This window comes from Thioflexithrix psekupsensis (genome assembly GCF_002149925.1).
In the GTDB taxonomy this organism is placed as follows: Bacteria; Pseudomonadota; Gammaproteobacteria; order Beggiatoales; family Beggiatoaceae; genus Thioflexithrix; species Thioflexithrix psekupsensis.
Genome location: NZ_MSLT01000023.1, coordinates 134,224 through 158,748, shown reverse-complemented (window position 1 = coordinate 158,748; position 24,525 = coordinate 134,224). Strand labels below are relative to the sequence as shown.

At 40.1% G+C, this 24,525-nt stretch carries 25 protein-coding genes; 14 read left to right on the top strand and 11 right to left on the bottom strand.

Going from position 1 to position 24,525, the window contains the following annotated elements; genetic code table 11:
* Positions 1-24: 24 nt before the first annotated feature.
* A complete protein-coding gene (locus tag TPSD3_RS13395) occupies positions 25-1,056 on the top strand; it encodes an IS630 family transposase (RefSeq protein WP_086486662.1) in 1,032 nt (343 codons plus the stop codon).
* Positions 1,057-1,283: 227 nt separating this feature from the next.
* Here TPSD3_RS13395 and TPSD3_RS17625 read toward each other — a convergent pair whose 3' ends face one another.
* The 5 genes from TPSD3_RS17625 to TPSD3_RS13370 all read right to left on the bottom strand — a co-directional run bounded on the left by TPSD3_RS17625 (position 1,284) and on the right by TPSD3_RS13370 (position 8,643).
* Entirely contained in the window at positions 1,284-2,414 is a 1,131-nt protein-coding gene (locus tag TPSD3_RS17625; protein WP_176329875.1) for a hypothetical protein, read from the bottom strand.
* Positions 2,415-2,457: 43 nt separating this feature from the next.
* The gene (locus tag TPSD3_RS13385) at positions 2,458-3,687 is read right to left on the bottom strand and encodes a caspase family protein (protein WP_086489016.1); all 1,230 of its coding nucleotides are present in this window, start codon (positions 3,685-3,687) and stop codon (positions 2,458-2,460) included.
* A 21-nt stretch (positions 3,688-3,708) separates the two neighbouring features.
* Complete coding sequence (locus TPSD3_RS13380; RefSeq protein ID WP_086489015.1) at positions 3,709-4,695, bottom strand: caspase family protein; 987 nt, start codon at positions 4,693-4,695, stop codon at positions 3,709-3,711.
* Positions 4,696-4,728: 33 nt separating this feature from the next.
* On the bottom strand, positions 4,729-5,325 hold the full coding sequence (locus TPSD3_RS13375; RefSeq protein WP_086489014.1) for a hypothetical protein: 597 nt from the start codon (positions 5,323-5,325) through the stop codon (positions 4,729-4,731).
* 345 nt (positions 5,326-5,670) lie between these two features.
* A complete protein-coding gene (locus TPSD3_RS13370) occupies positions 5,671-8,643 on the bottom strand; it encodes a type I restriction endonuclease subunit R (RefSeq protein WP_086489013.1) in 2,973 nt (990 codons plus the stop codon).
* A 349-nt stretch (positions 8,644-8,992) separates the two neighbouring features.
* Here TPSD3_RS13370 and TPSD3_RS13365 point away from each other — a divergent pair, with 349 nt between their 5' ends.
* The 11 genes from TPSD3_RS13365 to lolD all read left to right on the top strand — a co-directional run bounded on the left by TPSD3_RS13365 (position 8,993) and on the right by lolD (position 18,600).
* Complete coding sequence (locus tag TPSD3_RS13365; protein ID WP_086489012.1) at positions 8,993-9,298, top strand: hypothetical protein; 306 nt, start codon at positions 8,993-8,995, stop codon at positions 9,296-9,298.
* Entirely contained in the window at positions 9,288-10,574 is a 1,287-nt protein-coding gene (locus TPSD3_RS13360) for a restriction endonuclease subunit S (RefSeq protein ID WP_086489011.1), read from the top strand. The genes TPSD3_RS13365 and TPSD3_RS13360 overlap by 11 nt, the downstream gene beginning before the upstream one ends.
* A 3-nt stretch (positions 10,575-10,577) precedes the next feature.
* Entirely contained in the window at positions 10,578-11,012 is a 435-nt protein-coding gene (locus tag TPSD3_RS13355; protein ID WP_086489010.1) for a PIN domain-containing protein, read from the top strand.
* Positions 11,009-11,212 carry a hypothetical protein gene (locus tag TPSD3_RS13350; RefSeq protein WP_086489009.1) on the top strand — a complete coding sequence of 68 codons (204 nt, stop codon included), beginning with the start codon at positions 11,009-11,011 and terminating at the stop codon, positions 11,210-11,212. Before TPSD3_RS13355 ends, TPSD3_RS13350 begins: the two co-directional genes overlap by 4 nt.
* Positions 11,213-11,510: 298 nt before the next feature.
* Complete coding sequence (locus TPSD3_RS18005; protein ID WP_245391609.1) at positions 11,511-11,783, top strand: virulence RhuM family protein; 273 nt, start codon at positions 11,511-11,513, stop codon at positions 11,781-11,783.
* A gap of 51 nt (positions 11,784-11,834) precedes the next feature.
* Positions 11,835-13,373 (top strand): type I restriction-modification system subunit M, encoded by a 1,539-nt coding sequence (locus TPSD3_RS13340; protein ID WP_245391608.1) that lies wholly within the window; start codon positions 11,835-11,837, stop codon positions 13,371-13,373.
* Positions 13,374-13,742: 369 nt separating this feature from the next.
* Positions 13,743-14,177, top strand: a complete 435-nt coding sequence (locus TPSD3_RS13335; RefSeq protein WP_086489008.1) for a hypothetical protein — start codon at positions 13,743-13,745, stop codon at positions 14,175-14,177.
* A 365-nt stretch (positions 14,178-14,542) separates the two neighbouring features.
* Positions 14,543-15,811: a glucose-1-phosphate adenylyltransferase gene (gene glgC, locus TPSD3_RS13330; protein WP_086489007.1), complete on the top strand. Its 1,269-nt coding sequence runs from the start codon at positions 14,543-14,545 to the stop codon at positions 15,809-15,811.
* A gap of 30 nt (positions 15,812-15,841) precedes the next feature.
* Positions 15,842-16,540 (top strand): acetyltransferase domain-containing protein, encoded by a 699-nt coding sequence (locus tag TPSD3_RS13325; protein ID WP_086489006.1) that lies wholly within the window; start codon positions 15,842-15,844, stop codon positions 16,538-16,540.
* A gap of 124 nt (positions 16,541-16,664) precedes the next feature.
* Positions 16,665-17,918, top strand: a complete 1,254-nt coding sequence (locus TPSD3_RS13320) for a lipoprotein-releasing ABC transporter permease subunit (protein WP_086489005.1) — start codon at positions 16,665-16,667, stop codon at positions 17,916-17,918.
* The gene (gene lolD / locus TPSD3_RS13315) at positions 17,911-18,600 is read left to right on the top strand and encodes a lipoprotein-releasing ABC transporter ATP-binding protein LolD (protein WP_086489004.1); all 690 of its coding nucleotides are present in this window, start codon (positions 17,911-17,913) and stop codon (positions 18,598-18,600) included. The genes TPSD3_RS13320 and lolD overlap by 8 nt, the downstream gene beginning before the upstream one ends.
* Before the next feature lie 80 nt (positions 18,601-18,680).
* Here the strand turns inward: lolD and TPSD3_RS17805 are convergent, their stop codons facing one another.
* The 6 genes from TPSD3_RS17805 to TPSD3_RS13290 form a co-directional block, all read right to left on the bottom strand.
* A complete protein-coding gene (locus TPSD3_RS17805; protein ID WP_217884466.1) occupies positions 18,681-18,926 on the bottom strand; it encodes a PIN domain-containing protein in 246 nt (81 codons plus the stop codon).
* Positions 18,927-18,946: 20 nt separating this feature from the next.
* A complete protein-coding gene (locus TPSD3_RS17800) occupies positions 18,947-19,093 on the bottom strand; it encodes a PIN domain-containing protein (RefSeq protein ID WP_217884465.1) in 147 nt (48 codons plus the stop codon).
* Positions 19,090-19,335, bottom strand: a complete 246-nt coding sequence (locus TPSD3_RS13305) for a hypothetical protein (RefSeq protein ID WP_086489003.1) — start codon at positions 19,333-19,335, stop codon at positions 19,090-19,092. Before TPSD3_RS13305 ends, TPSD3_RS17800 begins: the two co-directional genes overlap by 4 nt.
* Before the next feature lie 130 nt (positions 19,336-19,465).
* The gene (locus TPSD3_RS13300) at positions 19,466-19,867 is read right to left on the bottom strand and encodes a type II toxin-antitoxin system VapC family toxin (RefSeq protein WP_086489002.1); all 402 of its coding nucleotides are present in this window, start codon (positions 19,865-19,867) and stop codon (positions 19,466-19,468) included.
* Positions 19,854-20,117 (bottom strand): DUF2281 domain-containing protein, encoded by a 264-nt coding sequence (locus TPSD3_RS13295; protein WP_086489001.1) that lies wholly within the window; start codon positions 20,115-20,117, stop codon positions 19,854-19,856. Before TPSD3_RS13295 ends, TPSD3_RS13300 begins: the two co-directional genes overlap by 14 nt.
* Positions 20,118-20,215: 98 nt before the next feature.
* Entirely contained in the window at positions 20,216-22,201 is a 1,986-nt protein-coding gene (locus tag TPSD3_RS13290) for a TonB-dependent receptor plug domain-containing protein (protein ID WP_086489000.1), read from the bottom strand.
* Positions 22,202-23,045: 844 nt separating this feature from the next.
* Between TPSD3_RS13290 and TPSD3_RS13285 the strand changes: the two genes are divergently transcribed.
* Both TPSD3_RS13285 and TPSD3_RS13280 read left to right on the top strand, forming a co-directional pair.
* A complete protein-coding gene (locus TPSD3_RS13285; RefSeq protein ID WP_086488999.1) occupies positions 23,046-23,252 on the top strand; it encodes a helix-turn-helix domain-containing protein in 207 nt (68 codons plus the stop codon).
* A 13-nt stretch (positions 23,253-23,265) separates the two neighbouring features.
* A complete protein-coding gene (locus TPSD3_RS13280) occupies positions 23,266-24,297 on the top strand; it encodes an IS630 family transposase (RefSeq protein ID WP_086486662.1) in 1,032 nt (343 codons plus the stop codon).
* Positions 24,298-24,525: the final 228 nt, after the last annotated feature.

The following is a 24,525-nucleotide window of genomic DNA, read 5'->3' as shown; positions in this document are numbered from 1 at the left end:
ATACTTTTTAAATAGGAGAGAATAATGAACAAGAGATATGAAGATTTAGAAGAGTTAATGTCAACAGGTGAAGCGAGAGAAGTGAAGCGAGCGATGGCAGTAAGAATGTCTTTGCTTGGTTTTGTGCGTGCGGAAGCGGCTTTAGCGTGTTGTGTCAGTGTGCAATTTGTGGATAAATGGAAAGCCATTTATTTAGCGTCAGGGGTGGAAGGATTAAAGTTAGCGTATAAAGGCTCGCCAGGGTATTTAAAGCCGCGTGAACGAGAAGATGTGATTAATTGGATACAAGAAAAGAAGACAATAACAATAGAGGAACTAAAGAGATACTTAAAAGAGGAGTATGATGTTTTCTATTCTTCAAATACTTCTTATACTAAATTATTAGAAGAAGCGAATTTAAGTTATAAGAAGACACACAAAGAGAATTCGGCAAAAGATGAGGTAAAAGTAGAAGCTAAAAAAAAAGAGATTAAGGATTTAATAGATAAGGAGCGTGAACAGATAGAAAGTGGAGAGGTAATGTACTGGATGCAAGACGAAAGCCATCAGTTGTGGGGAGATATTTGTGGTTATGTTTGGTCGAAAAAAGGAGAAAGAACGTCAATAAAGATGAGTAATTATCGCACTTCTCAAACGTGGTATGGAGCGGTGAATATTTATACGGGAGAATTTATTTTAGATAGGGCAAAGAAAGCTGATACAAAATATACGATAGACTTTATTAACTGGCTCATTTACAGATATAAAGAAGCCCGTCATGTGATTATTTGGGATGGTGCAAGTTATCATCGTTCTGAAGGTTTAAGAACTTATTTAGAGAAATTAAATGGGGGACTTCCAGAATCAGAATGGAAAGTTCGTTTATTAAGATTTGCGCCCAATGCCCCAGAGCAAAATCCAGTCGAGGATATTTGGCTTCAAGGTAAGAATTGGGTCAGAAAGAATTTTCATCGTCTATCAAGCTTTAAAGAAGTCACTAGTATGTTTGAGACCTTTTTGTCAGGTAAAGTGTTTAAGTTTAATAAAATTAAACAGTATCTTATACCTAATATCTAGCTAGATATTAGAACTTAATTTGTTTTTATATCTCACATAATTTTGGTATAGTAGGAAAAGCAATCTTGCTTTTTCAATCTGTTTCATTAAGTTCATCCCTTCATGTATTAGAGAATTACTGTTGAGACTGCAATAACACCGAGTCTTAAATCCTGTGGATTCGGCCAAGCAAGGCGAGGAAATTGTAGGAACACATTTTCCTCGCTATTGCTTAAAGTTTCAGAGAACTATTCAGTTGACCCCGCTGGTTCTCCATTGGCTGTTCCTGCTGGTTCTCCATTGGCTGTTCCTGCTGGTTCTCCGTCGGCTGTTCCTGCTGGTTCTCCATTGGCTGTTCCCACTGGTTCTCCATTGGTTGTTCCCACTGGTTCTCCATTGGCTGTCCCCGCTGGTTCTCCATTGGCTGTCCCCGCTGGTTCTCCATTGGCTGTTCCCACTGGTTCTCCATTGGCTGTCCCTGCTGGTTCTCCATTGGCTGTTCCCACTGGTTCTCCATTGGCTGTCCCTGCTGGTTCTCCATTGGCTGTCCCTGCTGGTTTTTGATTTACGTTTTCTCCGCTATTCGCTATAAAAAGGGGGAAAATATTCCATTCCGACGAGAGAACAGATGATATGCCAGCAACTACATGATAACAATTGTTGGGAGTTTCGGGAAAATAACCTGGCAATAAACTGGTTGGTATACTCAGAACAACTCCATGCACATTCTTGTCATCAATAACCACTTTCCCGTCTTCACATGCTGGAAGTTCTTCCTTAGCTTTTAACGGCTGCCATTCAGCAATTTTTTTATACTCACTATGGATGCGATCAAATTCCAACTTAAAACCGCTAAGTTCACCCTCAAAAGCTTTTTTTATCACTTCAACGTCATCAAAAGCCTTCTGAACGTCATTAAAAGCCTTCTGAGAAACTAGGCCACACGTATCGGGATTGTTTATGCACTGATTAATTCCCTCCTGAGTGGAGCCGTTGGTGTCTTGAATCACGGTGGTGCTACATGAGGGGTCGTTTCGGCACTCTTGTTTTCCTGCTTCTCTCGCACTATTGATCTCACTTTGAGAAACTAGGCCACACGTATCGGGATTGTTTATGCACTGATTAATTCCCTCCTGAGTGGAGCCGTTGGTGTCTTGAATCACGGTGGTGCTACATGAGGGGTCGTTTCGGCACTCTTGTTTTCCTGCTTCTCTCGCACTATCAAACTCAGCTTGAGAATATAAACCACATGCACGGGGATTCTCTTGGCAAAACTGGACACCACCACTTATTTGCGCACTAACCCCCCCCGTTGTCAGCATAAGCAGATAGAAGACCAACGGCGGCCATCTCAAAAAATGAGTTAAAAAATTAAGCATTTAAAATACTCCAAAGTTGAATAAAACCTAAACAATTGGTTGATTATTGGTGTTGAAAAGAAATTTTATGAATGCAATTTGAATCCTCCGTACATTCGATGTGGTCAGGGACAATATATTCCCCTATGGTTTTCGCTGTACTCCGCTGAGAAATATCACTATAGGAGGCGAAAAAGTAAATGACATCTTCTCCCTTATCCCCATCTACTGAATAAAATCCTCGTTCTGAAGGCAAGGCTAAATTACTGTAAATGGGATTTTCATTCTGTATTCCTTTTCTGGGAAACAAAGGAATTATTTTTTGAGTCCCTACATTTTCAGAAAAGATTTCCAGATAACACCCCCGCTTCTGACACGAATCACTGGGAGTCAGACGAATTCTGATTCCGTCACCTGTTTGCAAAGCATCACCATTACTCAGGGTTTTTGTGCTGCTTTCTATGGTGACTGAAAAGTAATCATTGTCTGCTGATTGAACAGAGCTTGGTGTGAAATCAATTGCGCTGGTTTTGTCGTCAACAAAAGGATGTTGTTTTTTACCATCGCTTTCAAATTCCAAAGCAGCCACTTCACCTATAAAACGCACCAAACTAAAATTTCCAGAAGACAACTGACGGTTTAAAAGCTCTAAGAAATTCTTAGTAAAATAGCTTCCCTCATCCGTACCGAGCGGAGATTGATCAGGCATCGCACTGGCAACAACAATAGTCCCTTTGGCATTCAAGAGAAAATCTCGATAACCCAAATGCGAATCCATAACAATCGTTGCCCCGATGTCCTTACGTTTACCCGCCCCCATTGATCTTTCCTTAACCTCTTCAGAAACGATCAAATTACCCGCATCAGCCGCCGCAATCAATAAGCGGGGATTTTTAGCTTTGATAAACTCTACAACTTCGCTAAAGCTAACCTCCTTATCAGAGAGCTGCAATTGCGGTAGAGGTGTTTCCGAATTAACACGGGAAAAGCCCGCGCCCAGATAGTAGAAAAAAACGACATCGTCTCTTGACAATCTTAACTCTTTGATTTTATTATCTAAATTGGCTGTTGTCAATTCCCCGCTCATCATCTTATGCAATTCCAACGGGAGACCGCTGTCTTTCGTCACGTTCTGCAAAAAATCAACAACTTTGAAAAAGTCTTTTTCGACAAATCGGGCTGTTTCTCTATCGCTGGTGTTTCCCAGAACAATTCCATGAACAGATGCCCCAAAAACAGAGACGGGTAAATAACAAGTAACAACCAACAATAATGCGTACATTTTTTTGTTCATATTGAAATCCCAAAAAATTGGTTAATAACACATGATTTCCTCATTACTATGAGAAATAAAACAACATTTACGCCCTTCTTTTTTGAAGTAGGCTTTAGGCCCATCCTTACACAACAACCGAGAAGGTGGAGGGGAAACAACAGAAGGCAGAGGAGAAACAACAGGTTGAGCGGGAGAGTGAATAAGTACACCGTTTTTTGCTTTCAGTTTGCTTATATCAAACTGCGGGTGTTGCTTAGTGTCAGTAAACGCCCCTCCTGGTGTTAATGGTTTACCGTCTAGTGCTGTAGCAATGGCTTCCCAACTGGGAGAGGTTGAAATTAATTGCTTTCTCAATTGATCAGCAAACGCTCTGGTAAACACCCCGCCACTGACTTGAGTTCCATAGGAGACCTCCCCTTTTTTTGAACTACTGGCGATTAAAATCCCCTCATAACCCAGAAATAATTTTTTGTAACTTTCTGGTAGTTCAGGATTAGAAAGAAGGTCTTTAGTTAGCGAAGGAAAAATGGGAAGTGCCGAATTATTGCAGGCATCCACCAAAATCAGCAGCAATTGTGGGTTTTTCTTGGATAAAACCTCCCTGACATATTCAACTTCTAAAAAATTTTGGGACTTAGTAGTTTTCCCCCCCATAGCCAAGCGCGGCCATTTTTCGCTTGTTTCACTGCTTAATCCGTGTCCTGAGTAGTAAAAAATAACTACATCGCCTGGCCCGTGACCAGAGTTTTCTAACAATGCTTTGGCTTGTTCAAGACCTTTTTGTTCTGACACCATATCCCCTTCAATTTTCAGGATATGACGTTTTTCAATTAATCCTGTATTTCTTGAGATTTTTGTCAGCCACGTATCAATGGAGATGAGGTCTCTATCTGCACCAATGTCTCTGTCATCTGTATCAAGCATGATAAAAGAATACAAATTGGCAGCATGGGTAGTGGAGATTTGCCCAAAACAACAGAGCATAAACGTAAAAAACAGCAAATAAATTAAGCGTGAGTTCGACATTAAAATAACTCCAAATTTAAATAAAAATCTGCCTTATTCGGAACTTTTATTAAAAAGCTCTTTAAACAAGCCAATAAGTACAGGCATTGTTTCCTCATAATAGCTACCACTCACCAATTTCGCTTGGTGAGAAAATTGCCATTTTTTACAATTCACATCTAAAAGCAGATCAACTTGCTCTTTTGCTTGGTGAAATGAAAAACCGAGTTGTGGATAAAAACCACACTTTTCTGCGTATTCAAAATTGTAGTTGGCGTAGTTGAAAATGATTGATTGTAACTGCTCAATTTGTGCTTTATTTAAAGCAACATTTTCCCCAACAACTGGAAAGCCAGAGAAAGTTTCAACTGGGGGTGTTTCAGTTTTTGGTTCAAATTCAAGTTGGTAGGCTTGAACAGAATCTGGAGAAGATAACACACCAGTTGTTTCTACCCCCAGCAACTCAACAATATTCTTATCAAGGCTAAAGGTAGGTGGTTGGTTTAATGAGGTAGCATCTACGGCTTGCTCTTGTTTTTTATCCTCAAGCAAATGCGCATATTCATCGCCTCCTTCAGCACATGCTGTAGTCAACGCACTACTGCTTGTGATTACAAAAATCGTGGCTAATTTCTGAATAAAAAATTTCATATTGTGGTATCCAACACTTTGGGTTATTAAAAAATACAGCATACAAAAACAATTTGTCCTGCTGAATCCCTAATCACTAACGGTATATACCGTGCTTATTTGTATTCATCAGGTGTGTGTTCAAAAAAATTTTGCATACAAGAATACTATCTCCTTAATGCTATTCCCCTTTTTTTGTGTTGTAAATACCTTTACTAAAAAATTATTACACTTGTCAAGTTAAGTTTTTTTTAACAAATTGAAGTGATCTAAAAATCCTAAAATTCTGATTCTGACAGAAAAATTTTATGAATGACTTAATTTTGGTATAGGTGAATCATGGTTTATTTATCCTTTTACCAAAAATTATAAATTCTCATAAACTTTTAATCCTGTAATTTCTTTCCCTTGTGTGATTTTTTGAAGTAAAGGCGTTAAGTCTTTCATTAATGCTTGTTCTGCTTTGCTTTTTTCTTTCCAGCTTAAATCTAATGGGGTAAATAAATCGCGCAGAATATCGCTATCCAATATAAAACGGGTTATTGTATGATTTACGAAAGATTGTAACGCGGTGAATTCTAATTGATGGGCTGCTGCGATGGTATTTAATTCGCGCACATAATATTCTTCTTTAAAACGGGTAAAACCGTCGAAAATTTCTTGTTTCGTTAAACCTTCCCCAACTTTTAATGTGTTGATGTAGTTAATAATTTCTTCGCCGCCGTCAATAAATTTGGCTTCGGAACGAATTAAGGCGGTTAATTGTTCGCGGGTCATTTCTTCACTGCCGCTTGAATAATGACTGGTTAAGGTCATGATATAATCGTAATCTATTATTGTTGAAGCAAATAACACAAATTCAAAATCTAATTCTTGAATTTCTGGCGGGCTTTCTTCATCGATTTGCCGTTTTCTTAATGCTTTGGCTGTTTCTAAATAAGCCCCTTTAAAGCCTTGCAATTGTTCTTCGGGTAAAAGGGCTTCAATCTTATTTTTATCGGTGTCGGTTAAATCGGTGTATTGATCTAATTGGGTTTTTATGCGTTGTACTTGCTTAAATAAGCGCACAAATTGGGCGCGAGCGGTGTCGCCTTTTAAGTTGTACGCTGCGCTGGGTTCGCATTCTACACCTTGTAATTGCATGAATTCGCGCAATTCTGTCATGGCCGCGTCTAGTTTTTCAATCACCACGGGCGCAGGATCGGTGAGCCAGATTTTTCTGGCTTCGTCTATGTCTTTCCCTGAAAAAAGGGCAACAGCCGCATCCACTTCCGCTTGTTGTTGGCGAAAATCGATAATGTTGCCATCGGGTTTGGTGTCGTTTAATACGCGATTGGTGCGGGAAAAGGCTTGAATTAAGCCGTGATGTTTTAAATTTTTATCGACATAAAGCGTGTTTAAATATTTGGAATCAAATCCCGTTAATAACATGTCAACCACAATGACAATATCAATTTTTTTCGCTTTTTCCTCTGGAGAAATAGCAGAATATTCTTGATCTTTAATGCGCTTTTGCACGTCCTGATAATAGCGATCAAATTCGTTAATGCTTTGATTTGTGCCGTAAAGTTGATTATAGTCGTTAATAATGCTTATTAATGCTGCTTTTTTTTGCTCTGGTTCTTCTTGGTTGTCGATTTTTTCTTGCAGCAAATCTTCTTGAATTTGTTGATTCTCTCGATTGCTGTCAGGATTGTCAGAAACGTGAGGCGGTGGAGAAAAAACACAAGCAATATTTAAAGGACAATATTGAGAATTTTCTCTGCGTTTTTCTTCCTGAATTGTTTTAAATAATTTATAGTATTCAATGGCATTGTTAATGGATGCCGTGGCAAATATGGCGTTAAATTTTCTTTGATTGGTCGCCGCATTGTGTTTGGCTAAAATTGCTTTTATGACGGCCATTTTGGTCAAAATGTCGTTTTTTTCTGCGGTGTTGCCTTCTAAACGGTAGTGGTCAATGTGAAAAGGTAAAACGTTTTTGTCTTCAATGGCATGGGTGATGGTGTAGCTGTGTAGTTGTTTTTGGAAAATAGACGCGGTGGTTAAGTAGGACGCTTGCTGATCTTCGATGTATTGAGAGGTGGCATTTTCTTCAAAAATAGGCGTTCCCGTAAAACCAAATAATTGCGCTTTTGGGAAAAACTTTTTAATGGCTTCGTGGTTTTCGCCAAATTGTGAACGGTGGCATTCGTCAAAGATGAAAACGATGTTTTTATCGCGTAAAGATTTTAAACGTTGTTTATAATCTTTTTTGGTTTTTCCATTCAATGCCCAGCCTAATTTTTGAATGGTGGTGACGATAATTTTATCTTGACCCTCTTCTGATAATAAGCGCGTAACTAAAGTTTCTGTGTTGGCGTTTTCTTCTACGCATTTCTCTTGGAATTTATTAAATTCTTTGCGGGTTTGTTGGTCTAAGTCTTTGCGATCTACCACAAATAAGCATTTATAAATATTTTTGTTATTTTTAAGCAAAGTTGCGGTTTTGAATGAGGTTAATGTTTTGCCGCTGCCTGTGGTGTGCCAAATGTAGCCATTGCCGCGATGTTCTTTGATGCAATCTGTAATTGCTTCAACCGCATAGATTTGGTAGGGGCGCATCATGAGCAGTTTTTGTTCGCCCACTAATAGCACCATATAATGCGCAATCATTTTGCTTAATGTGCATTTACTTAAAAAGCTGTCGGCAAAATCATGAAGTGCTGTTATTTTGTTATTTTCTTTGTCGGCGAATTGGTAAATGGGTAAAAAACGCTCTTCTGCATTAAAGCTAAAATGTTTTAGGTTGTTATTGGTAAAATAATAGGTATTGTTATGGTTGCTGACAATAAATAATTGCATGAAACATAATAGTGTTTTAGTATAGCCATTGTCAGGATCATTTTTGTAGTCAACAATTTGTTGCATGGCGCGGCGCGGGCTAATGACTAAATTTTTTAATTCGATTTGTACCATCGGCACGCCATTAATCAGTAAAATCACGTCATAACGATGATGACTATCGCGGGTGTTAATGCGCAATTGATTGATCACTTCAAAGGTGTTTTTGCACCAGTCTTCAGTGTTGATTAGGGTATAAAATAAGATCGTGTCGTCATCGCGTTTTATCTCTTTTCTTTCGCGCATTAGACAGGAATTAGCAAATACATCTGGGAGAATAATTTGTTCTAATAAGTGTTTAAATTCGTTGTCACTTAATTGCACTTGGTGTAAATTTTGGAAGTGCTGGCGAAAATTTTTTTCTAATGTAGAATTATCGCGGATGTCGGGGCGATAGGTGTATTTGAGTTGTTGTAGTTTTTCGATAAGAAGTTGTTCAATTTGTTGTTCGTTCATTTTCTTATGGCGAGAATAGACAATTGAATTTTTTTGTGCTTGGAATTATAGCAGGGGTGTGGTGAGGCGTAAAACGTTTTTTGTGTCTGGAATCGATATGGATGGCATTATTCGGGTTTAAGTACCTAACGGAAAATAATCTGGCATATCAATATTTCTACCGCCCCCCTGCCCCCTCCTGCTAGGAGGGGGAGAAAGAGGTTGTTTTTATTGTTAAAATTTAACAAGATAACCTCATCTCTTCTTTTCTTCTTTCCCCCCTCCTAGCAGGAGGGGGGTAGGGGGGCGGTAGAAATGTGAAAATTCTGAACGTTTTTAATACCTGAATACTTTTATTTAACTACTTATTATGAATACTATTTTACAACAAGTTCAACAACATGCTGCGTCATTGCCTTTGGCTTTGCAGGCTGAATTGCTCAATTATGCGATTTATTTGGAGCAAAAAGCGCGTAGCGAGCGCGATATTGCGCCAGAAGTATCTGATGAGCAGCGACGCAAACGCCTTGCTGAAGCTTTAGAAGAGGCTGCAAAACTTAATCCGTTTGGGGATATTGCCGACCCTGTGGCGTGGCAGCGTGAACAGCGTCAAGATCGTTGTTTTCTGAATTTATCCCTTCATAACCCATTGGAAGAACAACCCCATGAAAAATAAAAAATCCTCTCCCCTTGTGCCTAGTTTGCGCTTTCCTGAGTTTTGGGAGGCGGGGGAATGGGTGGAGAAAAAATTAGTTGATATTGTTACACCAAGTATCCGCCAAGTTACAAAGCCTGAGTCAAGTTATTTGGCTCTAGGGATTCGCAGCCATGGGAAAGGTACTTTTCATAAGCCAGATCAAGCACCTGAAAAAAACTCAATGGATAAACTCTATTTAGTTCATCAAGATGATTTAATTGTAAATATCACATTTGCTTGGGAAAGGGCAATTGCAATTGTAGGTAAACAAGATCATTTATCCTATGTTTCGCATAGATTCCCAACTTATATTTTTAAAGAAAAGGTTTCAACGTCAAGTTTCTTTCGGTATGTGATAATAGATAGAGTATTTATATATAAATTAGGACTAATATCACCTGGAGGTGCGGGTCGTAATAGAGTAATGAATAAAAAAGATTTTCTTCAATTAACGGTTTTGCTCCCAAAAATAGAAGAACAACAAAAAATCGCCGCCTGCCTTTCTTCATTAGATGAATTAATTACCGCGCACAGCCAAAAACTCGACGCGCTAAAAAAACATAAAAAAGGGCTAATGCAACAGCTTTTCCCCGCAGAAGGTCAAACTGTGCCTAGTTTGCGCTTTCCTGAGTTTCGGGAGGCGGGGGAGTGGGTGGAGAAAAGTTTGGGGGAGTTAGTAGAAGTGATTGATGGAGATAGAGGAAAAAATTATCCTAAAATAGATGAATTTTATAAATCTGAATATTGTCTTTTTTTAAACGCAAAGAATGTGACAAAAAATGGATTTAAATTTGAAGAAAATCAATTTATTAAAAAAGAAAAAGATGCAATTTTAAGAAAGGGAAAATTGCAACGTGAAGATATTATTTTAACAACAAGAGGCTCTGTTGGTCAGTTTGCATATTTTTCCCAAAATATACCTTATGACAACATTCGCATTAATTCTGGCATGGTTATTTTAAGAGTAAAAACGGAAAAAATTAAACCTAATTACTTGTATATTTTTTCTAAGTCTGAAGTTTTAGGTGTTTGTATAGAAAATACTGCTTTTGGAAATGCTCAACAACAGCTAACGGTGGCAGAAATTAAGAAGTTTAAAATTTACTTCCCCTCCCTCCCCGAACAACAAAAAATCGCCGCCTGCCTTTCTTCATTAGATGACTTAATAACCGCGCAAAGTCAAAAACTCGACGCGCTAAAAAAACATAAAAAAGGGCTAATGCAGCGATTGTTTCCTGTGGTGGAAGAGGAATAGATTGTGAAACTCTATCTTGATAATTGTATGTTTAACCGTCCATTTGATGACCAATCTAATATCAAAATATTGCTGGAATCTGAGGCAAAACTAAATATACAAGAAAAGATTCGCATGGGTGTATATGAACTGGTTTGGTCATATATCTTAGATTATGAGAATGAAAAAAATCCATTCCGAGAGCGGCGAGAGCAGATTAGAAAATGGAAAAAATATGCTAACTTTGACATAGAGGCAACAGATCGTATTTTGCATCTTGCTCATTCACTTAATGAACTGAATCTAAAGAGATTTGATGCTTTGCATATTGCTTGTGCAGTGGTTGCTGGAGCAGACTATTTTTTAACTACAGATAATGGCATTCTCAAAAAAACTGAATTTATTAGAGATGTTCGCGTGAAAGACCCAATTAACTTTATTAGAGAAACACTAACATGATGACTGATACGGAAATACGTGTAAAAGGCGTTCAAATCCTTGCCGAATATTTAGGCGATATTGAAATGGAAAGATTTATCGCCCTGATTCAACGAGAACCTTTTGATTATACCCAATGGCGACAAAATATTGATATGGATCAAAGCATCGAAGAAATTAGTAAGCAAGCAATGAATTTACGGGAAAAAATATCGCGCTAAAAAAACATAAAAAAGGGCTAATGCAGCGATTGTTTCCTGTGGCGATTGATGAATAAGGAGAAAATCTTATGTTAAATTTACCTATACCAAAATTAAGTCGTTCATAAAATTTTTCTGTCAGAATCAGAATTCACAGAATTTTAGGATTTTCAGAATTAAAAAATAAAAAATTTTCTGAAAATAAACGACTTGCAAGCGTCAATTTTGAAAATTCTTTAATTCTGTAAATTCTGATTCTGACAAATAAGGATTCTAAGAATTATATCTTTTTTGTATATCACAAAAGAACAGTTGAAATATGACACAATTTATCCTCTACACCAGCGAAGATGGTCAGGCTCAAGTGCAACTGCGCACTGATCGCGGCACGGTTTGGCTTAATCAGAAACAAATGGCAGAATTATTTAATGTATCGCAAGATAACATTGCACTACATTTGAAAAATATCTATGATGATGATGAATTACAACGAGAGGCAACTAGCGAGGAATCCTCGGTAGTTCAAACCCAGAAAAAACAAACACAAACAAACACAACCAAAGAAACAAGCACCATGACCGATCCAGAATAAAAACAATTAGGCAGTACATTATGGGCGATTGCCGACCAATTACGTGGCGCGATGAATGCGGATGATTTTCGTGATTACATGTTATCTTTTCTCTTTTTAAGATATTTATCAAGCAATTACGAAGAGGCCGCTAAAAAAGAACTGGGCAAAGATTACCCACAACTGAGCGAAGACGACAAACGTCCGCCCCTTGCTGTGTGGTACGAAAACAATGCCGCCGACATAGAAGAATTTGAGAAAACCATGCGCCGCAGAATGCACTACGTGATTGATCCGCGCTACTTATGGAATTCAATCGCAGAAATGGCGCGCCAACAAAAAGACGGACTATTAGAAACCTTACACGATGGATTTAAATACATCGAAAACGAATCTTTTGCCAGCACATTCAACGGCTTATTTTCAGAAATTAACCTGAGTTCAGAAAAGCTAGGCAAAACGACAAAAACGCGCAATGACAAACTCTGTACCATCATCAGCAAACTTAACGAAGGCTTGGCGCAATTTTCCACCGACAGCGACAGCTTAGGCGATGCTTACGAGTTTTTAATTGGTCAATTTGCAGCGGGATCAGGCAAAAAAGCGGGCGAATTCTACACCCCCCAACCGATTTCCAGCATTTTATCCGGCATTGTCACCCTAGACTGCCAAGAGCCAGCGACAGGCAAAAAAGCCCGACTTGGCCACATACTGGATTTTGCCTGTGGTTCGGGTTCATTGCTATTAAACATTCGCCACCGCATGGGAAAAAACAACATTGGCAGCATTTACGGCCAAGAAAAGAACATCACCACGTACAACCTTGCCCGCATGAACATGTTACTGCATGGGGTCAAAGATTCCGAATTTGAAATTTATCACGGTGATACTTTATTAAACGATTGGGACAAATTACAAGAAGCGAATCCTGCGAAAAAACTCCGTTTTGATGCCGTCGTAGCGAATCCCCCATTTAGTTATCGTTGGGAGCCGACAGAGTCCCTCAGTCATGACATGCGTTTTAAAGATTACGGTCTTGCGCCCAAATCGGCGGCGGATTTTGCGTTTTTGCTGCATGGTTTTCATTATTTGAAAGAAGATGGCGTGATGGCGATTATTCTCCCGCATGGCGTGTTATTTCGTGGTGGCGCGGAGGAGCGCATACGCACCAAATTACTCAAAGACGGCAATATTGATACAGTCATTGGTTTACCTGCGAATTTATTTTATTCCACAGGCATTCCCGTGTGTATTTTGGTATTAAAAAAGTGCAAAAAGCCAGACGATATTTTATTTATCAACGCCAGCGATTATTTTGAAAAAGGCAAACGCCAAAACAGACTATTGCCAGAGCATATTGACAAGATAATTGACACTTATCAACATCGCAAAGAAGAAGCGCGTTATTCGCGTCGAGTGTCGATGTCAGAAATCGAAGAAAACGGCTACAATCTCAACATTTCCCGCTACATCAGCACCGCCACGGCTGAGGAAGTTATTGATTTAGATCAAGTCTATGACGAATTAACCGCCATAGAAAACAACATCACCACGGCGAGAAATCAGCATAATGAGTATTTAAAAGAATTGGGTTTGCAACCGTTATTCTAAGCATTTTTTTCTCGTTTTTCTCGTTCCCACATGCCTGTGGGAATGTTGTCCAGAGGTAGCGCGTCGTGATAAAAATGTCGTGCATTTGGGAAAAAGTAGGCTTTTCTTACAAGACAATAGGGATTCTAGGCGATATAATATAATGAGTTGAAGCGAATAGAAAAATAACTCGCAACCAATAACAATAATAATTTCGACGTATGTACGTAGCGTTCATGACGAAAAATATATGATTTTAAAACCATAATGGATTCTTAACCTTAATCGTCATGGAAAGACACCGCGACAGGTTAATTGGATTAAATTGATTTTAATTTCAATTAAGCTATTTAAAGACTACGCATCATCACCCATAAGGAGGAGTCAATCATGACCCCAGTATCCACCGCGATTTCCCGCGCGGCCAGATCGCAATTTTCATCGCCTGAAGAAAGTGTTTTACACAGTTATTGTGCTGATCTTTCGGATTGGCCAGCGTGTTGGGAAGTCACTCATGACGATGATCATTATGGTCAACAGATTTTGGCGGAATTAAAACCGTTTATGTTATCGCTTATTTATAATGGCGTGGCGGAAATGCAATTACAGCAGCATTTTGCGAATTTAAGATTATTGGGTTCGGAAATGGTGCGCGCCAGTCATATTAATCCACATTTGCGTCAACGCGCAGTGGGAGAATTAATTGCGGAATATGTCGATGAAGAAGGTGGCCCCTTGTGTCGAGAATTGCGCAGTGACAGTGAGCGAGATTCTTTTGATTCGACTTGTCGCTTATTGCACCGTTATTTTAAAAACACACATTGAGCGAATGCGTTGTTTATTTGATGTGTGAATGTTTTTCTAAAGATAGGGGTAACGTTGTGGTTTTCGCGTTACCCCTATTTTAGCGCGTTTTTATTTTTACCCGTTTTAAAATAAGTAGTTAAAAAAGTATTCAGGTATTAAAAACGTTCAGAATTTTCACATTTCTACCGCCCCCCTACCCCCCTCCTGCTAGGAGGGGGGAAAGAAGAGATGAGGTTATCTTGTTAAATTTTAACCATAAAAATAACCTCTTTCTCCCCCTCCTAGCAGGAGGGGGCTGGGGGGCGGTAGAAATATTGATATGCCAGATTATTTTCCGTTAGGTACTTATGCCTAATATTGCTTCTTGCGGAGATTTTGTGACCATGCAGTTTGAATCAGACCCTCGTTTTGTCAGCCGTTTGACCCGTCATACTTTGGCCATTATTTTAGCGGGGGGGCGGGGAGCGCGCTTGAGTCATTTGACGGATTGGCGGGCGAAACCTGCGGTGCCTTTTGGGGGTAAATTTCGGATTATTGATTTTCCGTTATCGAATTGCATTAATTCGGGCATTCGTCGAGTGGCGATTTTGACACAATATAAATCCCATTCTTTAATTCGTCATGTGCAGAAAGGTTGGGGATTTTTACGGGGAGAATTTAGTGAATTTATTGAGCTAATTCCCGCCCAACAACGTTTGCAAGAAGCGTGGTATGCAGGCACAGCAGATGCGGTATATCAAAATTTGGATATTATTCGCAGTCATGAACCCGATTATGTGTTAATTCTCGCGGGCGATCACATTTATAAAATGGATTATGGCGCGATGATCGCTGCCCATGTGGCGCGTGAAGCGGATATGACGGTGGGGTGTTTGGAGGTGTCGTTAAACATGGCCAAAGCCTTTGGCGTGATGAGCGTGGACGCGGAGGGGCGCGTGTTGCAATTTAATGAAAAACCCGCACATCCACAATCTCTGCCAAATAATCCCGATGTGGCGTTGGCTTCGATGGGGATTTATGTGTTTAATACCCAATTTTTATATGAACAATTGTCCAGTGACGCGGAAAATCTTCAATCTTCGCATGATTTTGGTAAAGATATTATTCCTAAATTAATTCAATCTTGTCGTGTGTTTACTTATCCTTTTCGGGACGCGCACAGTGGACAACAAGCGTATTGGCGCGATGTGGGAACGGTAGATGCGTTTTGGGAGGCGAATATGGAGTTAATTTCAGTTGCGCCCGAATTAGATTTATATGATAAACAATGGCCGATTTGGACGTATCAAGAACAATTACCGCCTGCAAAATTTGTGTTTGAAGATGAAGATCGCATGGGGATGGCTTTGGATTCGATGGTGTCGGGGGGCTGTGTGGTGTCGGGGGCGAAAATTGTGCATTCTTTGCTCTTTTCTAATGTAAAAGTGAATGCCTACAGTCAGTTAGAAGACAGCGTGGTGTTGCCTGATGTGCAGATTGGGCAGCATTGTCGTATTCGTAAAGCGGTGATTGATAAAGGGTGTGTGATTCCTGATCATACGGAAATTGGTATTGATTTGGTGCGCGATGCGCAGCGTTTTGATGTCAGTCCGCAGGGGGTGGTGTTGGTGACTCCCGATATGTTTGGGCAGCATTTGCATTACCATTATTAGCGGATTATTCTACGAAATCCTGATTTTTCAATGCACACTCGTTATTTTACAGTGGACGTTTTGCGTGGTGGTGCGGTGGTGATGATGATCGCTTACCACATTTGTTACGATCTCACCTTATTTGGCTGGGCGCAATTTGCTTTGAATCAACACCCGTTTTGGTTGGGATGGCGAGCGGTGATTGTGGGATGTTTTGTGGCGATTGTAGGCGTGAGTGTCATGTTATCACCCGCTTACAATTGGCGCAGTTTAGTAAAACGTGTGGGCATCATCGGTGGTGCGGCGGTGGCGATTAGTGTGGTCAGTTATGGTTTATTTGGATTGCGTTTTATTTTTTTTGGCATTCTTCATTTTATTGCATTAGCCAGCATCATCGCGGTGTTATTTCGACGCGCTTATGGGTTTAATTTGATTTTAGGCATCAGTTTGTGGCTGATCGGGATGACGGTGCAGCATGAATTTTTTAATCAAGCGCAGTGGCAATGGGTTGGGTTGATGACGCATAAACCTGCGACGGAAGATTATGTGCCATTTTTGCCGTGGTTTGGGGTGATGTTGGTGGGGATGTTTGCGGGGCGTTATTTACAACTTCATCCAACCTGTTGCTTTATTCCTAAAAATAAGTTGACCCAATCGCTCAGTCAATTAGGACAATATAGTTTATGGATTTATTTATTGCATCAACCTATTTTATTCGCCTTATTTGGATTGTTACAATGGCTTCTTTAAAAAGAGCTTATGCCTGCATCGCAGAGTGATGTGATTAAAACTTTTATTTTTCCTGAATCAGTAAATTAAATCATGATCAATGATATAAATTTTAATTCAGATAACAATCAACAAATGGATTGGCATGTTTAAACCGCTCGCATTGTATATCGGCATGCGCTACACTCGCGCCAAACGCCGTAATCATTTTATTTCTTTTATTTCGCTTATTTCCATGCTGAGTATTGCCGTGGGAGTGACGGCGATGATCACGATTTTATCGGTGATGAATGGCTTTGAAAAAGAATTGCGTGTGCGCATGTTAGGCATGTCGCCGCATGTGTTTATTATGCCTTATTTTGACAATCATTTGAACGATTGGCCTGCATTAATGACCCATTTAAAAGATTATCCTAACATCACAGGAGTCGCGCCTTTTATTCAAGGTCAAGCCATGATTACGCGCAATCAAGCCGTTTATGGTACTTTAATTCAAGGCATTGATCCCGAATTAGAAAAAAGCATTTCTGTGGTGCAAGATAAAATGTTATTGGGCAGCGTAGAAGCATTACTACCGGATAGTTTTCATATTTTAATTGGCGAAGAATTGCAGCGATCTTTAGGTGTGAGAATTGGCGAACAAGTGACTGTCGTTGTGCCACAAGCAACGGTCACTCCCGTCGGTTTAGTCCCACGAATGAAACGCATGACGGTGCAAGGAGTATTTCGTATTGGCATGCACGAATTTGATAGCTCCTTGATTCTTATGCACATGTCCGATGCGGCGAAATTATTACGTTTACCCGAAGGCAGCGCACAGGGGCTAAATATTAAAATTACAGACATGTTTGCCGCGCCGCAATTCGCCGATCAATTGCGTCAAGAATTACCCGCAGGTTATCAGGTGGCGGATTGGACGTATCGCCACGCTAATTTTTTCCGCGCCATTCAAATGGAAAAACGAGTGATGTTTATTATTTTAACGTTAATTATTGCCGTGGCCGCATTTAATATTATTTCTACATTAGTTATGTTAGTCACCGATAAACAAGCCGATATTGCGATTTTAAGAACATTAGGTGCAACGCCTTTAACGATCATGGCTATTTTTGTGGTGCAAGGCGTTATTATTGGTTTATTTGGTACGTTATTGGGCGTGATTGGTGGAGTGAGTTTGGCGTTAAATGTGGAGACTTTAGTGCCTGCGATTGAAAACTTTTTTAATATGAAATTTTTATCGGCTGATGTGTATTATATCAGTGACATTCCTTCTGATTTGCGCATGGCTGATGTGTATTGGATAACGATAAATGCCTTTTTAATCAGTCTATTAGCCACTTTATATCCCGCTTATCGTGCTTCACGGACTCAACCTGCGGAGGCTTTGCGTTATGAGTAATATAAAAGCAACGGTGCTGGCCTGCCAAAATTTACACAAGCGTTTTGAGCAAGGGGAACTATCGGTTTCTGTGTTAAAAAACATTAACTTATCGATACAAGCGGGGGAGCAAGTCGCTATTGTGGGCGCGTCGGGATCGGGAAAAAGTACCTTGTTGCACGTGTTAGGTGGTTTGGATGAACCCACACAAGGCGAGGTGCAAGTGGCAGGGCGTAATATTCATCAATTGTCGCCTGCGGCACGCGGTTTGTGGCGTAATGAAACATTAGGATTTATTTATCAATTTCATCATTTACTGCCCGAATTTACGGCATTAGAAAATGTGGCGATACCCTTATTAATTCGGGGATTGTCGGTGAAAATAGCGCAGGAAAAAGCGCGACAATGGTTGACGGATGTGGGATTGGCACAGCGTTTACAACACAAGCCCGGTGAATTGTCGGGCGGAGAACGCCAGCGGGCAGCGATTGCGCGGGCATTGGTGACTGAGCCTAAATGTGTGTTGGCTGATGAACCCACTGGCAATTTGGATCGCCGTACCGCTGAACAAGTTTATGAGCGAATTTTGCAGTTAAATCAAACGGTTGGCACAAGTTTAGTTTTGGTAACACATGATCCCAATTTGGCCGCACGAATGGACAGAACCTTGTATTTATCTGATGGGGAGTTAAATTTACATTAAATTTCGTACAACGCCGTGTTTTTAGTAGAATTTTAGCCCAATGTTTTAGGATTCATTCTGGACATTCCGATTCAGAAAATTTACTTGAATGTCAAAAGCTGTTCAGGTGGTAAAATATTTATCTTTCCGTCAAGAGAAAAATCTCTAATATTTCGAGTTACAATAATTTGTGCATCAATGGCTTGAGCCGCAAAATAAGTGATCGCATCTTCAAAATCTCGATAATTGCTATTTAACCCCTGACGGATAACCCATTCTGTAATCGGTGCAACCCGTAATTTTTCCAATAACCGAGAAATGGCGCGCCGACTCTTGAGATAACCCACTTGTTTTTGAAAAATATAATCTATTGTTGCAGTGCATGTCCTGCCACGTAACCTTGCACAATATCGCGTCCTGCTAACGACAAAGCTAACGCCGAATTGACATAAAATGCTTGCCGCTGCATTAAAACATCAAGGACAATATTTGTATCATATAGCACTGTTATCATTGATATTTTCGCAACAAGCCATCTTGATGTTCCTGTCTTAGCAACTCTTCTGTCTGCGTATTTTCTGGAATCAATCCAACTAAACTTTTCGTCCATTCGTCTAGCGAGTCTAATTGCATTTCAGACTGTTTCAGATAAGTTTGCAATAAAGAATCAACATATTCATTTACTTGAATTGCTGCTTCTGAAGGCAATTGCTGTATTTTCTTATCAATCTGGGCAATGAGGTCTAAATCGCTCATGGTTTTTTTCCTTTTTGTCAGAATCAGAATTGACAGAATAACGGCTAATGGTCTGTAGAATTTTAGCACAATGTTTTAGGATTCATTCTGGATATTCTTAAATCCTGTGAATTCTGATTTATTTGTAAAATTATTGCAATTCAGTCACTAAAAGTTGACAATGTTGCATCTGACTTAATTTTTTATCAAATGTCACCAGTTCTAATTCCTCTAAACCGCTTTCTGAAAGAATCAAACAATCGGCAAAACCAACCTGAGTCTCACGAAATAAAGTTAAAGCCTGCAAAAAAATACCTTCCGATTGCAGCACAAACACGGGACTTTCATACAAAGAAATTAATAACTTTAATAACTCTCCTTTAGACAATGAATAAGCCCGTTCTAAAACCCATACACATTCGACCTGCACTATCTGCGGCACATAAACTTGTTTGACTCGTTTAAGAAATTGCCTTGCAAGTTGAGTTTGTTCAAGTGCGTTTTTATCTTCAACTAACACTCGCACTAATACATTCGTATCAATCGCAACCACGCCATGCTCCTTGTACAATCGCCGCTTCCATTTGTTCCAAAGTGACAGAACGCTCCGCCCGATAGATACCACACACCGCGTCAATATCGGCTTCCGTGATTTCTTCTGCGCTTTTTCTAACTGTTCTCGACGTAATGCGCTGATATTTCTCTAAAAGAAAACAGACATAATTTTCAACTTCTGGTAAAGCATTTGAAGGCAATTGCTGTATTTTCTTATCAATCTGGGCAATGAGGTCTAAATCGCTCATGGTTTTTTCCTTTTTGTCAGAATCAGAATTGACAGAATAATGGCTAAACGAGTTATGCGTCGGATTGCCAAGCAACACGGAGACGGTGTCGCAAGAAATCAGAACCGATACCCTACATTCACCATCAAACGTCGTCCCAGTCCCGGTATCGGTGCGCTGCCACCACGATAGGGTTGGGCGTAGCGCACGTCGGTGTCGAGTAGGTTGGCGATACCGATGCCGTAGTGCCAATGTTTATGCTCTCGGCGGTAGAACACCGTCAAATCGGTTTCCATATCCAGTTTTTGTGGTTCGCCGCACAGCCATTTTTCAGGGTCACTAACGCAGGCATAACGCCCGCCTACTAGGATGGCGGTGAGATTCAGGCTGGCACTGTCATCCAGTTTGTAGCCGAGATTTAGGCTCAACTTGTGGTTGGGAATGCCCAGCACCGCATGGTTGTCGGCAGCCACACTCAAAGTATCGATATTGCTGTCATTCAACATGAACAAGGAATAACCCAAATCGGCACTCCAGCGGTTTTGCCGCAGTTGCAGTTGGAATTCGCCGCCGTAGGTGCTGATGTCACCAGCGGTCACGGTGGTGACGGCAAAAGGATCGTAGGCAATGTAATCCTGAATTTTTGACCAGTATAAATTGCCTTGGAGATACCACGCATCGTTCAGGCGATACCCCAACTCCCATTCTACGGTGTGCGTATCTTCAGCACCCGCCAACGGTCGTCCGACAGCCTCGGCGACAGCGACGGTAATGGACTGGGGAATTTTGAACGCCTCGTTGTACATCAGTTTAGTATGCAAACGTTTCCAAACTTTAGTCAGGGCAATGCGTGGCACGAACGCGCTCCCCACCAAGTCATTATGCTCAAAACGTCCGCCCACAGTCACATCCACCCAAGCGGTATCGACTTCATATTGGAAATATACGGCATAATCTTGCACCGTATGCTCGCCACCGTTGAAAAGGCTCGGCGGCTTGTATCTCGATACTTGGCGGTGTTTTTCACGATAAGCCGTTATTCCCGCGAGGATATTCGACTCGTCGGATAATTTGTAAACACCGTTGACATCAAAATGCCAGCGTTGTAAATCATAATACGAATAACGACCGGGATATTCGATTTGCCAGTTGCTTTGGTCGCTGTAAATGAGAGACGGGGTGATGCGTAGGTGTTCCCCTGCCTGCCAACGGTAAGCTAGGCGTGTGGCAAGGCTGGTAAACGATCTTTGGCTGGGGTCAGAAAACGGCGTGAAGCCGTTGCTGCTAAAGAGTCCGAGCGCACCAGTGCCGATGAGGTCTTCCTGACGGAATTTGTCATACATGACGCGCATGTCCCAAGCATCGTTATTCAAACCAAGATTGAAGTGCAACGGACGGACATCGGATTTACTTTTCAATTCGGCGGAAGCTCCGCTGGGCGCGTTGTAGCGTGCGCTGGTATAGTCACCTTGTGCAGCGAAACCGGTCACAGCGTATTTCCAAGTATCATTCAAATCACCGCCTGCGGTTATAACATAGTTATTCTGGTGAATATTGTCTTCGCTGATGTCAGCACTGACCGACAGCGTACCGCCCTGTTGTTCCGCGCCCTTAGTGGTGATTTTGATCACCATCAACTCGGCTTGACCGCCGAAATTCACCGAACCCGGACCGCGAATAATCTCAATGCGCTTAATCATCTCGGCGGGGTAACGATTACCCAACAGCAGAGTACCGAAAGACTGTTCATTTTGGGGAATATCGTCAATGAGCAAAAGTATTTTCGCCTCAAAGCCCCAAATACCGCGAAAAGTCGTTGATAACAAACCGCCAATGTCAGTTCCGACCCATACACCAGGCACGGTTTTGAGAATTTCGAGCAGATTGCGCGCCCCTGAACGGGCAATTTCCTGCGCCTCAATCACGCTGACCACGCCCGATTGTTCGCGTACCGGTTTGGCGACGTTGGATGTGATCGTGATTTCCATCAATTCAATTAAACTTAGGTTAAGTAATTCCTTGATGTCATCCGCCATGCTATCGCTGCCCATGCCCAAGAATAAAGCAAACAACGCAAAACGGCTTTTAGAGTGAGAATTTGGCATATTGATACCGATTTATAACGCTTTCTAGTTGAACGCTAACGTGACGCTGGCGCGTCTGGGCATCATTCCGACGCGGCACAAATGAAGTTTCTCATCAAGTTGGACAGTATCTAAATCGCTCATGGGGTGTTTTCCTTATTGTCTGAATCAGAATTAACAGAATTTTAGCACATTATACTTTTAGCGCGTCGGTAATATATCAAAAATGCTTATTTGTCAGAATCAGAATTGACAGACACAAGACTTTTCAAAATTAATTCTTGCCCGTGGTTTATTTTCAGCAAATTCTTTATTTCTTAATTCTGAAAATCCTGATTCAGACAAATTTGAAAAAATTGGCTATTGCTGAAGCTGAAAAAAGTCAATCAGATGTGCTAAAATCGTGCTAAATCGTAATCTGACTCAGATGAGAAATTTTTACTGGAGTAACGCAATGATTATTTTAGAATTCCCCAAAGAATTAGAAACTCGTTTAAATACCGAAGCCCAACGACTATACCAAAATTAAGTCATTCATAAAATTTTTCTGTCAGAATCAGAATTTACAGAATTTTAGGATTTTCAGAATTAAATAATAAAAAACATGTTTAAAATAAATGACTTGCAAGAATAAATTTTGAAAATTCTTGTGTCTGTAAATTCTGATTCTGACAAAATAAGGATTCTACGAACCCTATCTTTTTGGTATAGGCATAACGCAAAATGATTTTATTCAACAGGCAATTATTGCTTATTTGGAAGATGTGGAAGATGCGGCTATTGCTGAAGAAAGACTCAATGCGCAAGGTAAGCGTTATACTTTGGACGAATATGCTAAAATGCAATCTGAAAGCTGAGGAATAAAATGATACTTGCCCACAAAATAGAACTTAAAGCGAATAATAAGCAACGCACTTACTTTGCTAAAGCCTGCGGAGTAGCCCGCTTTTCCTATAACTGGGCATTAGAGCAATGGAAAAAACAATATCAAGCGCACAAGGAAAATCCAGATTTACCCAAACCAACTCAATATATACCAATTTTTTCAGAGTCGTATAATAATACTTTTTAAATAGGAGAGAATAATGAACAAGAGATATGAAGATTTAGAAGAGTTAATGTCAACAGGTGAAGCGAGAGAAGTGAAGCGAGCGATGGCAGTAAGAATGTCTTTGCTTGGTTTTGTGCGTGCGGAAGCGGCTTTAGCGTGTTGTGTCAGTGTGCAATTTGTGGATAAATGGAAAGCCATTTATTTAGCGTCAGGGGTGGAAGGATTAAAGTTAGCGTATAAAGGCTCGCCAGGGTATTTAAAGCCGCGTGAACGAGAAGATGTGATTAATTGGATACAAGAAAAGAAGACAATAACAATAGAGGAACTAAAGAGATACTTAAAAGAGGAGTATGATGTTTTCTATTCTTCAAATACTTCTTATACTAAATTATTAGAAGAAGCGAATTTAAGTTATAAGAAGACACACAAAGAGAATTCGGCAAAAGATGAGGTAAAAGTAGAAGCTAAAAAAAAAGAGATTAAGGATTTAATAGATAAGGAGCGTGAACAGATAGAAAGTGGAGAGGTAATGTACTGGATGCAAGACGAAAGCCATCAGTTGTGGGGAGATATTTGTGGTTATGTTTGGTCGAAAAAAGGAGAAAGAACGTCAATAAAGATGAGTAATTATCGCACTTCTCAAACGTGGTATGGAGCGGTGAATATTTATACGGGAGAATTTATTTTAGATAGGGCAAAGAAAGCTGATACAAAATATACGATAGACTTTATTAACTGGCTCATTTACAGATATAAAGAAGCCCGTCATGTGATTATTTGGGATGGTGCAAGTTATCATCGTTCTGAAGGTTTAAGAACTTATTTAGAGAAATTAAATGGGGGACTTCCAGAATCAGAATGGAAAGTTCGTTTATTAAGATTTGCGCCCAATGCCCCAGAGCAAAATCCAGTCGAGGATATTTGGCTTCAAGGTAAGAATTGGGTCAGAAAGAATTTTCATCGTCTATCAAGCTTTAAAGAAGTCACTAGTATGTTTGAGACCTTTTTGTCAGGTAAAGTGTTTAAGTTTAATAAAATTAAACAGTATCTTATACCTAATATCTAGCTAGATATTAGAACTTAATTTGTTTTTATATCTCACATAATTTTGGTATAGCAGGAGGGAATAGGAAGCAGTAGAAATGTGAAAGTTCTGAACCATTTTAATGACTGAGTGTTTTTGTTTAACGCTATTAAACGATGTGAAAAAAAATCATATATCATTCTTTATCATTAAAATAATAACAATTAACTTTTATTTATCGAAGAATCCCGTTACACTGCTTTTCAGATT

What these genes read in the sequence shown, in the direction of transcription:
- TPSD3_RS13325 (WP_086489006.1), top strand. Translation starts at nt 15,842, where the DNA reads ATGCACACTCGTTATTTTACAGTGGACGTTTTGCGTGGTGGTGCGGTG.
- TPSD3_RS13335 (WP_086489008.1), top strand. Translation starts at nt 13,743, where the DNA reads ATGACCCCAGTATCCACCGCGATTTCCCGCGCGGCCAGATCGCAATTT.
- TPSD3_RS13280 (WP_086486662.1), top strand. Translation starts at nt 23,266, where the DNA reads ATGAACAAGAGATATGAAGATTTAGAAGAGTTAATGTCAACAGGTGAA.
- TPSD3_RS17800 (WP_217884465.1), bottom strand. Translation starts at nt 19,093, where the DNA reads ATGATAACAGTGCTATATGATACAAATATTGTCCTTGATGTTTTAATG.
- TPSD3_RS13360 (WP_086489011.1), top strand. Translation starts at nt 9,288, where the DNA reads ATGAAAAATAAAAAATCCTCTCCCCTTGTGCCTAGTTTGCGCTTTCCT.
- TPSD3_RS13385 (WP_086489016.1), bottom strand. Translation starts at nt 3,687, where the DNA reads ATGAACAAAAAAATGTACGCATTATTGTTGGTTGTTACTTGTTATTTA.
- TPSD3_RS13395 (WP_086486662.1), top strand. Translation starts at nt 25, where the DNA reads ATGAACAAGAGATATGAAGATTTAGAAGAGTTAATGTCAACAGGTGAA.
- TPSD3_RS13375 (WP_086489014.1), bottom strand. Translation starts at nt 5,325, where the DNA reads ATGAAATTTTTTATTCAGAAATTAGCCACGATTTTTGTAATCACAAGC.
- TPSD3_RS13350 (WP_086489009.1), top strand. Translation starts at nt 11,009, where the DNA reads ATGATGACTGATACGGAAATACGTGTAAAAGGCGTTCAAATCCTTGCC.
- TPSD3_RS13305 (WP_086489003.1), bottom strand. Translation starts at nt 19,335, where the DNA reads ATGAGCGATTTAGACCTCATTGCCCAGATTGATAAGAAAATACAGCAA.
- TPSD3_RS13340 (WP_245391608.1), top strand. Translation starts at nt 11,835, where the DNA reads ATGAATGCGGATGATTTTCGTGATTACATGTTATCTTTTCTCTTTTTA.
- TPSD3_RS13320 (WP_086489005.1), top strand. Translation starts at nt 16,665, where the DNA reads ATGTTTAAACCGCTCGCATTGTATATCGGCATGCGCTACACTCGCGCC.
- TPSD3_RS13370 (WP_086489013.1), bottom strand. Translation starts at nt 8,643, where the DNA reads ATGAACGAACAACAAATTGAACAACTTCTTATCGAAAAACTACAACAA.
- TPSD3_RS17625 (WP_176329875.1), bottom strand. Translation starts at nt 2,414, where the DNA reads ATGCTTAATTTTTTAACTCATTTTTTGAGATGGCCGCCGTTGGTCTTC.
- TPSD3_RS18005 (WP_245391609.1), top strand. Translation starts at nt 11,511, where the DNA reads ATGACACAATTTATCCTCTACACCAGCGAAGATGGTCAGGCTCAAGTG.
- TPSD3_RS13365 (WP_086489012.1), top strand. Translation starts at nt 8,993, where the DNA reads ATGAATACTATTTTACAACAAGTTCAACAACATGCTGCGTCATTGCCT.
- TPSD3_RS13295 (WP_086489001.1), bottom strand. Translation starts at nt 20,117, where the DNA reads ATGAGCGATTTAGACCTCATTGCCCAGATTGATAAGAAAATACAGCAA.
- glgC (WP_086489007.1), top strand. Translation starts at nt 14,543, where the DNA reads ATGCAGTTTGAATCAGACCCTCGTTTTGTCAGCCGTTTGACCCGTCAT.
- TPSD3_RS13285 (WP_086488999.1), top strand. Translation starts at nt 23,046, where the DNA reads ATGATACTTGCCCACAAAATAGAACTTAAAGCGAATAATAAGCAACGC.
- TPSD3_RS13380 (WP_086489015.1), bottom strand. Translation starts at nt 4,695, where the DNA reads ATGTCGAACTCACGCTTAATTTATTTGCTGTTTTTTACGTTTATGCTC.
- TPSD3_RS13290 (WP_086489000.1), bottom strand. Translation starts at nt 22,201, where the DNA reads ATGCCAAATTCTCACTCTAAAAGCCGTTTTGCGTTGTTTGCTTTATTC.
- lolD (WP_086489004.1), top strand. Translation starts at nt 17,911, where the DNA reads ATGAGTAATATAAAAGCAACGGTGCTGGCCTGCCAAAATTTACACAAG.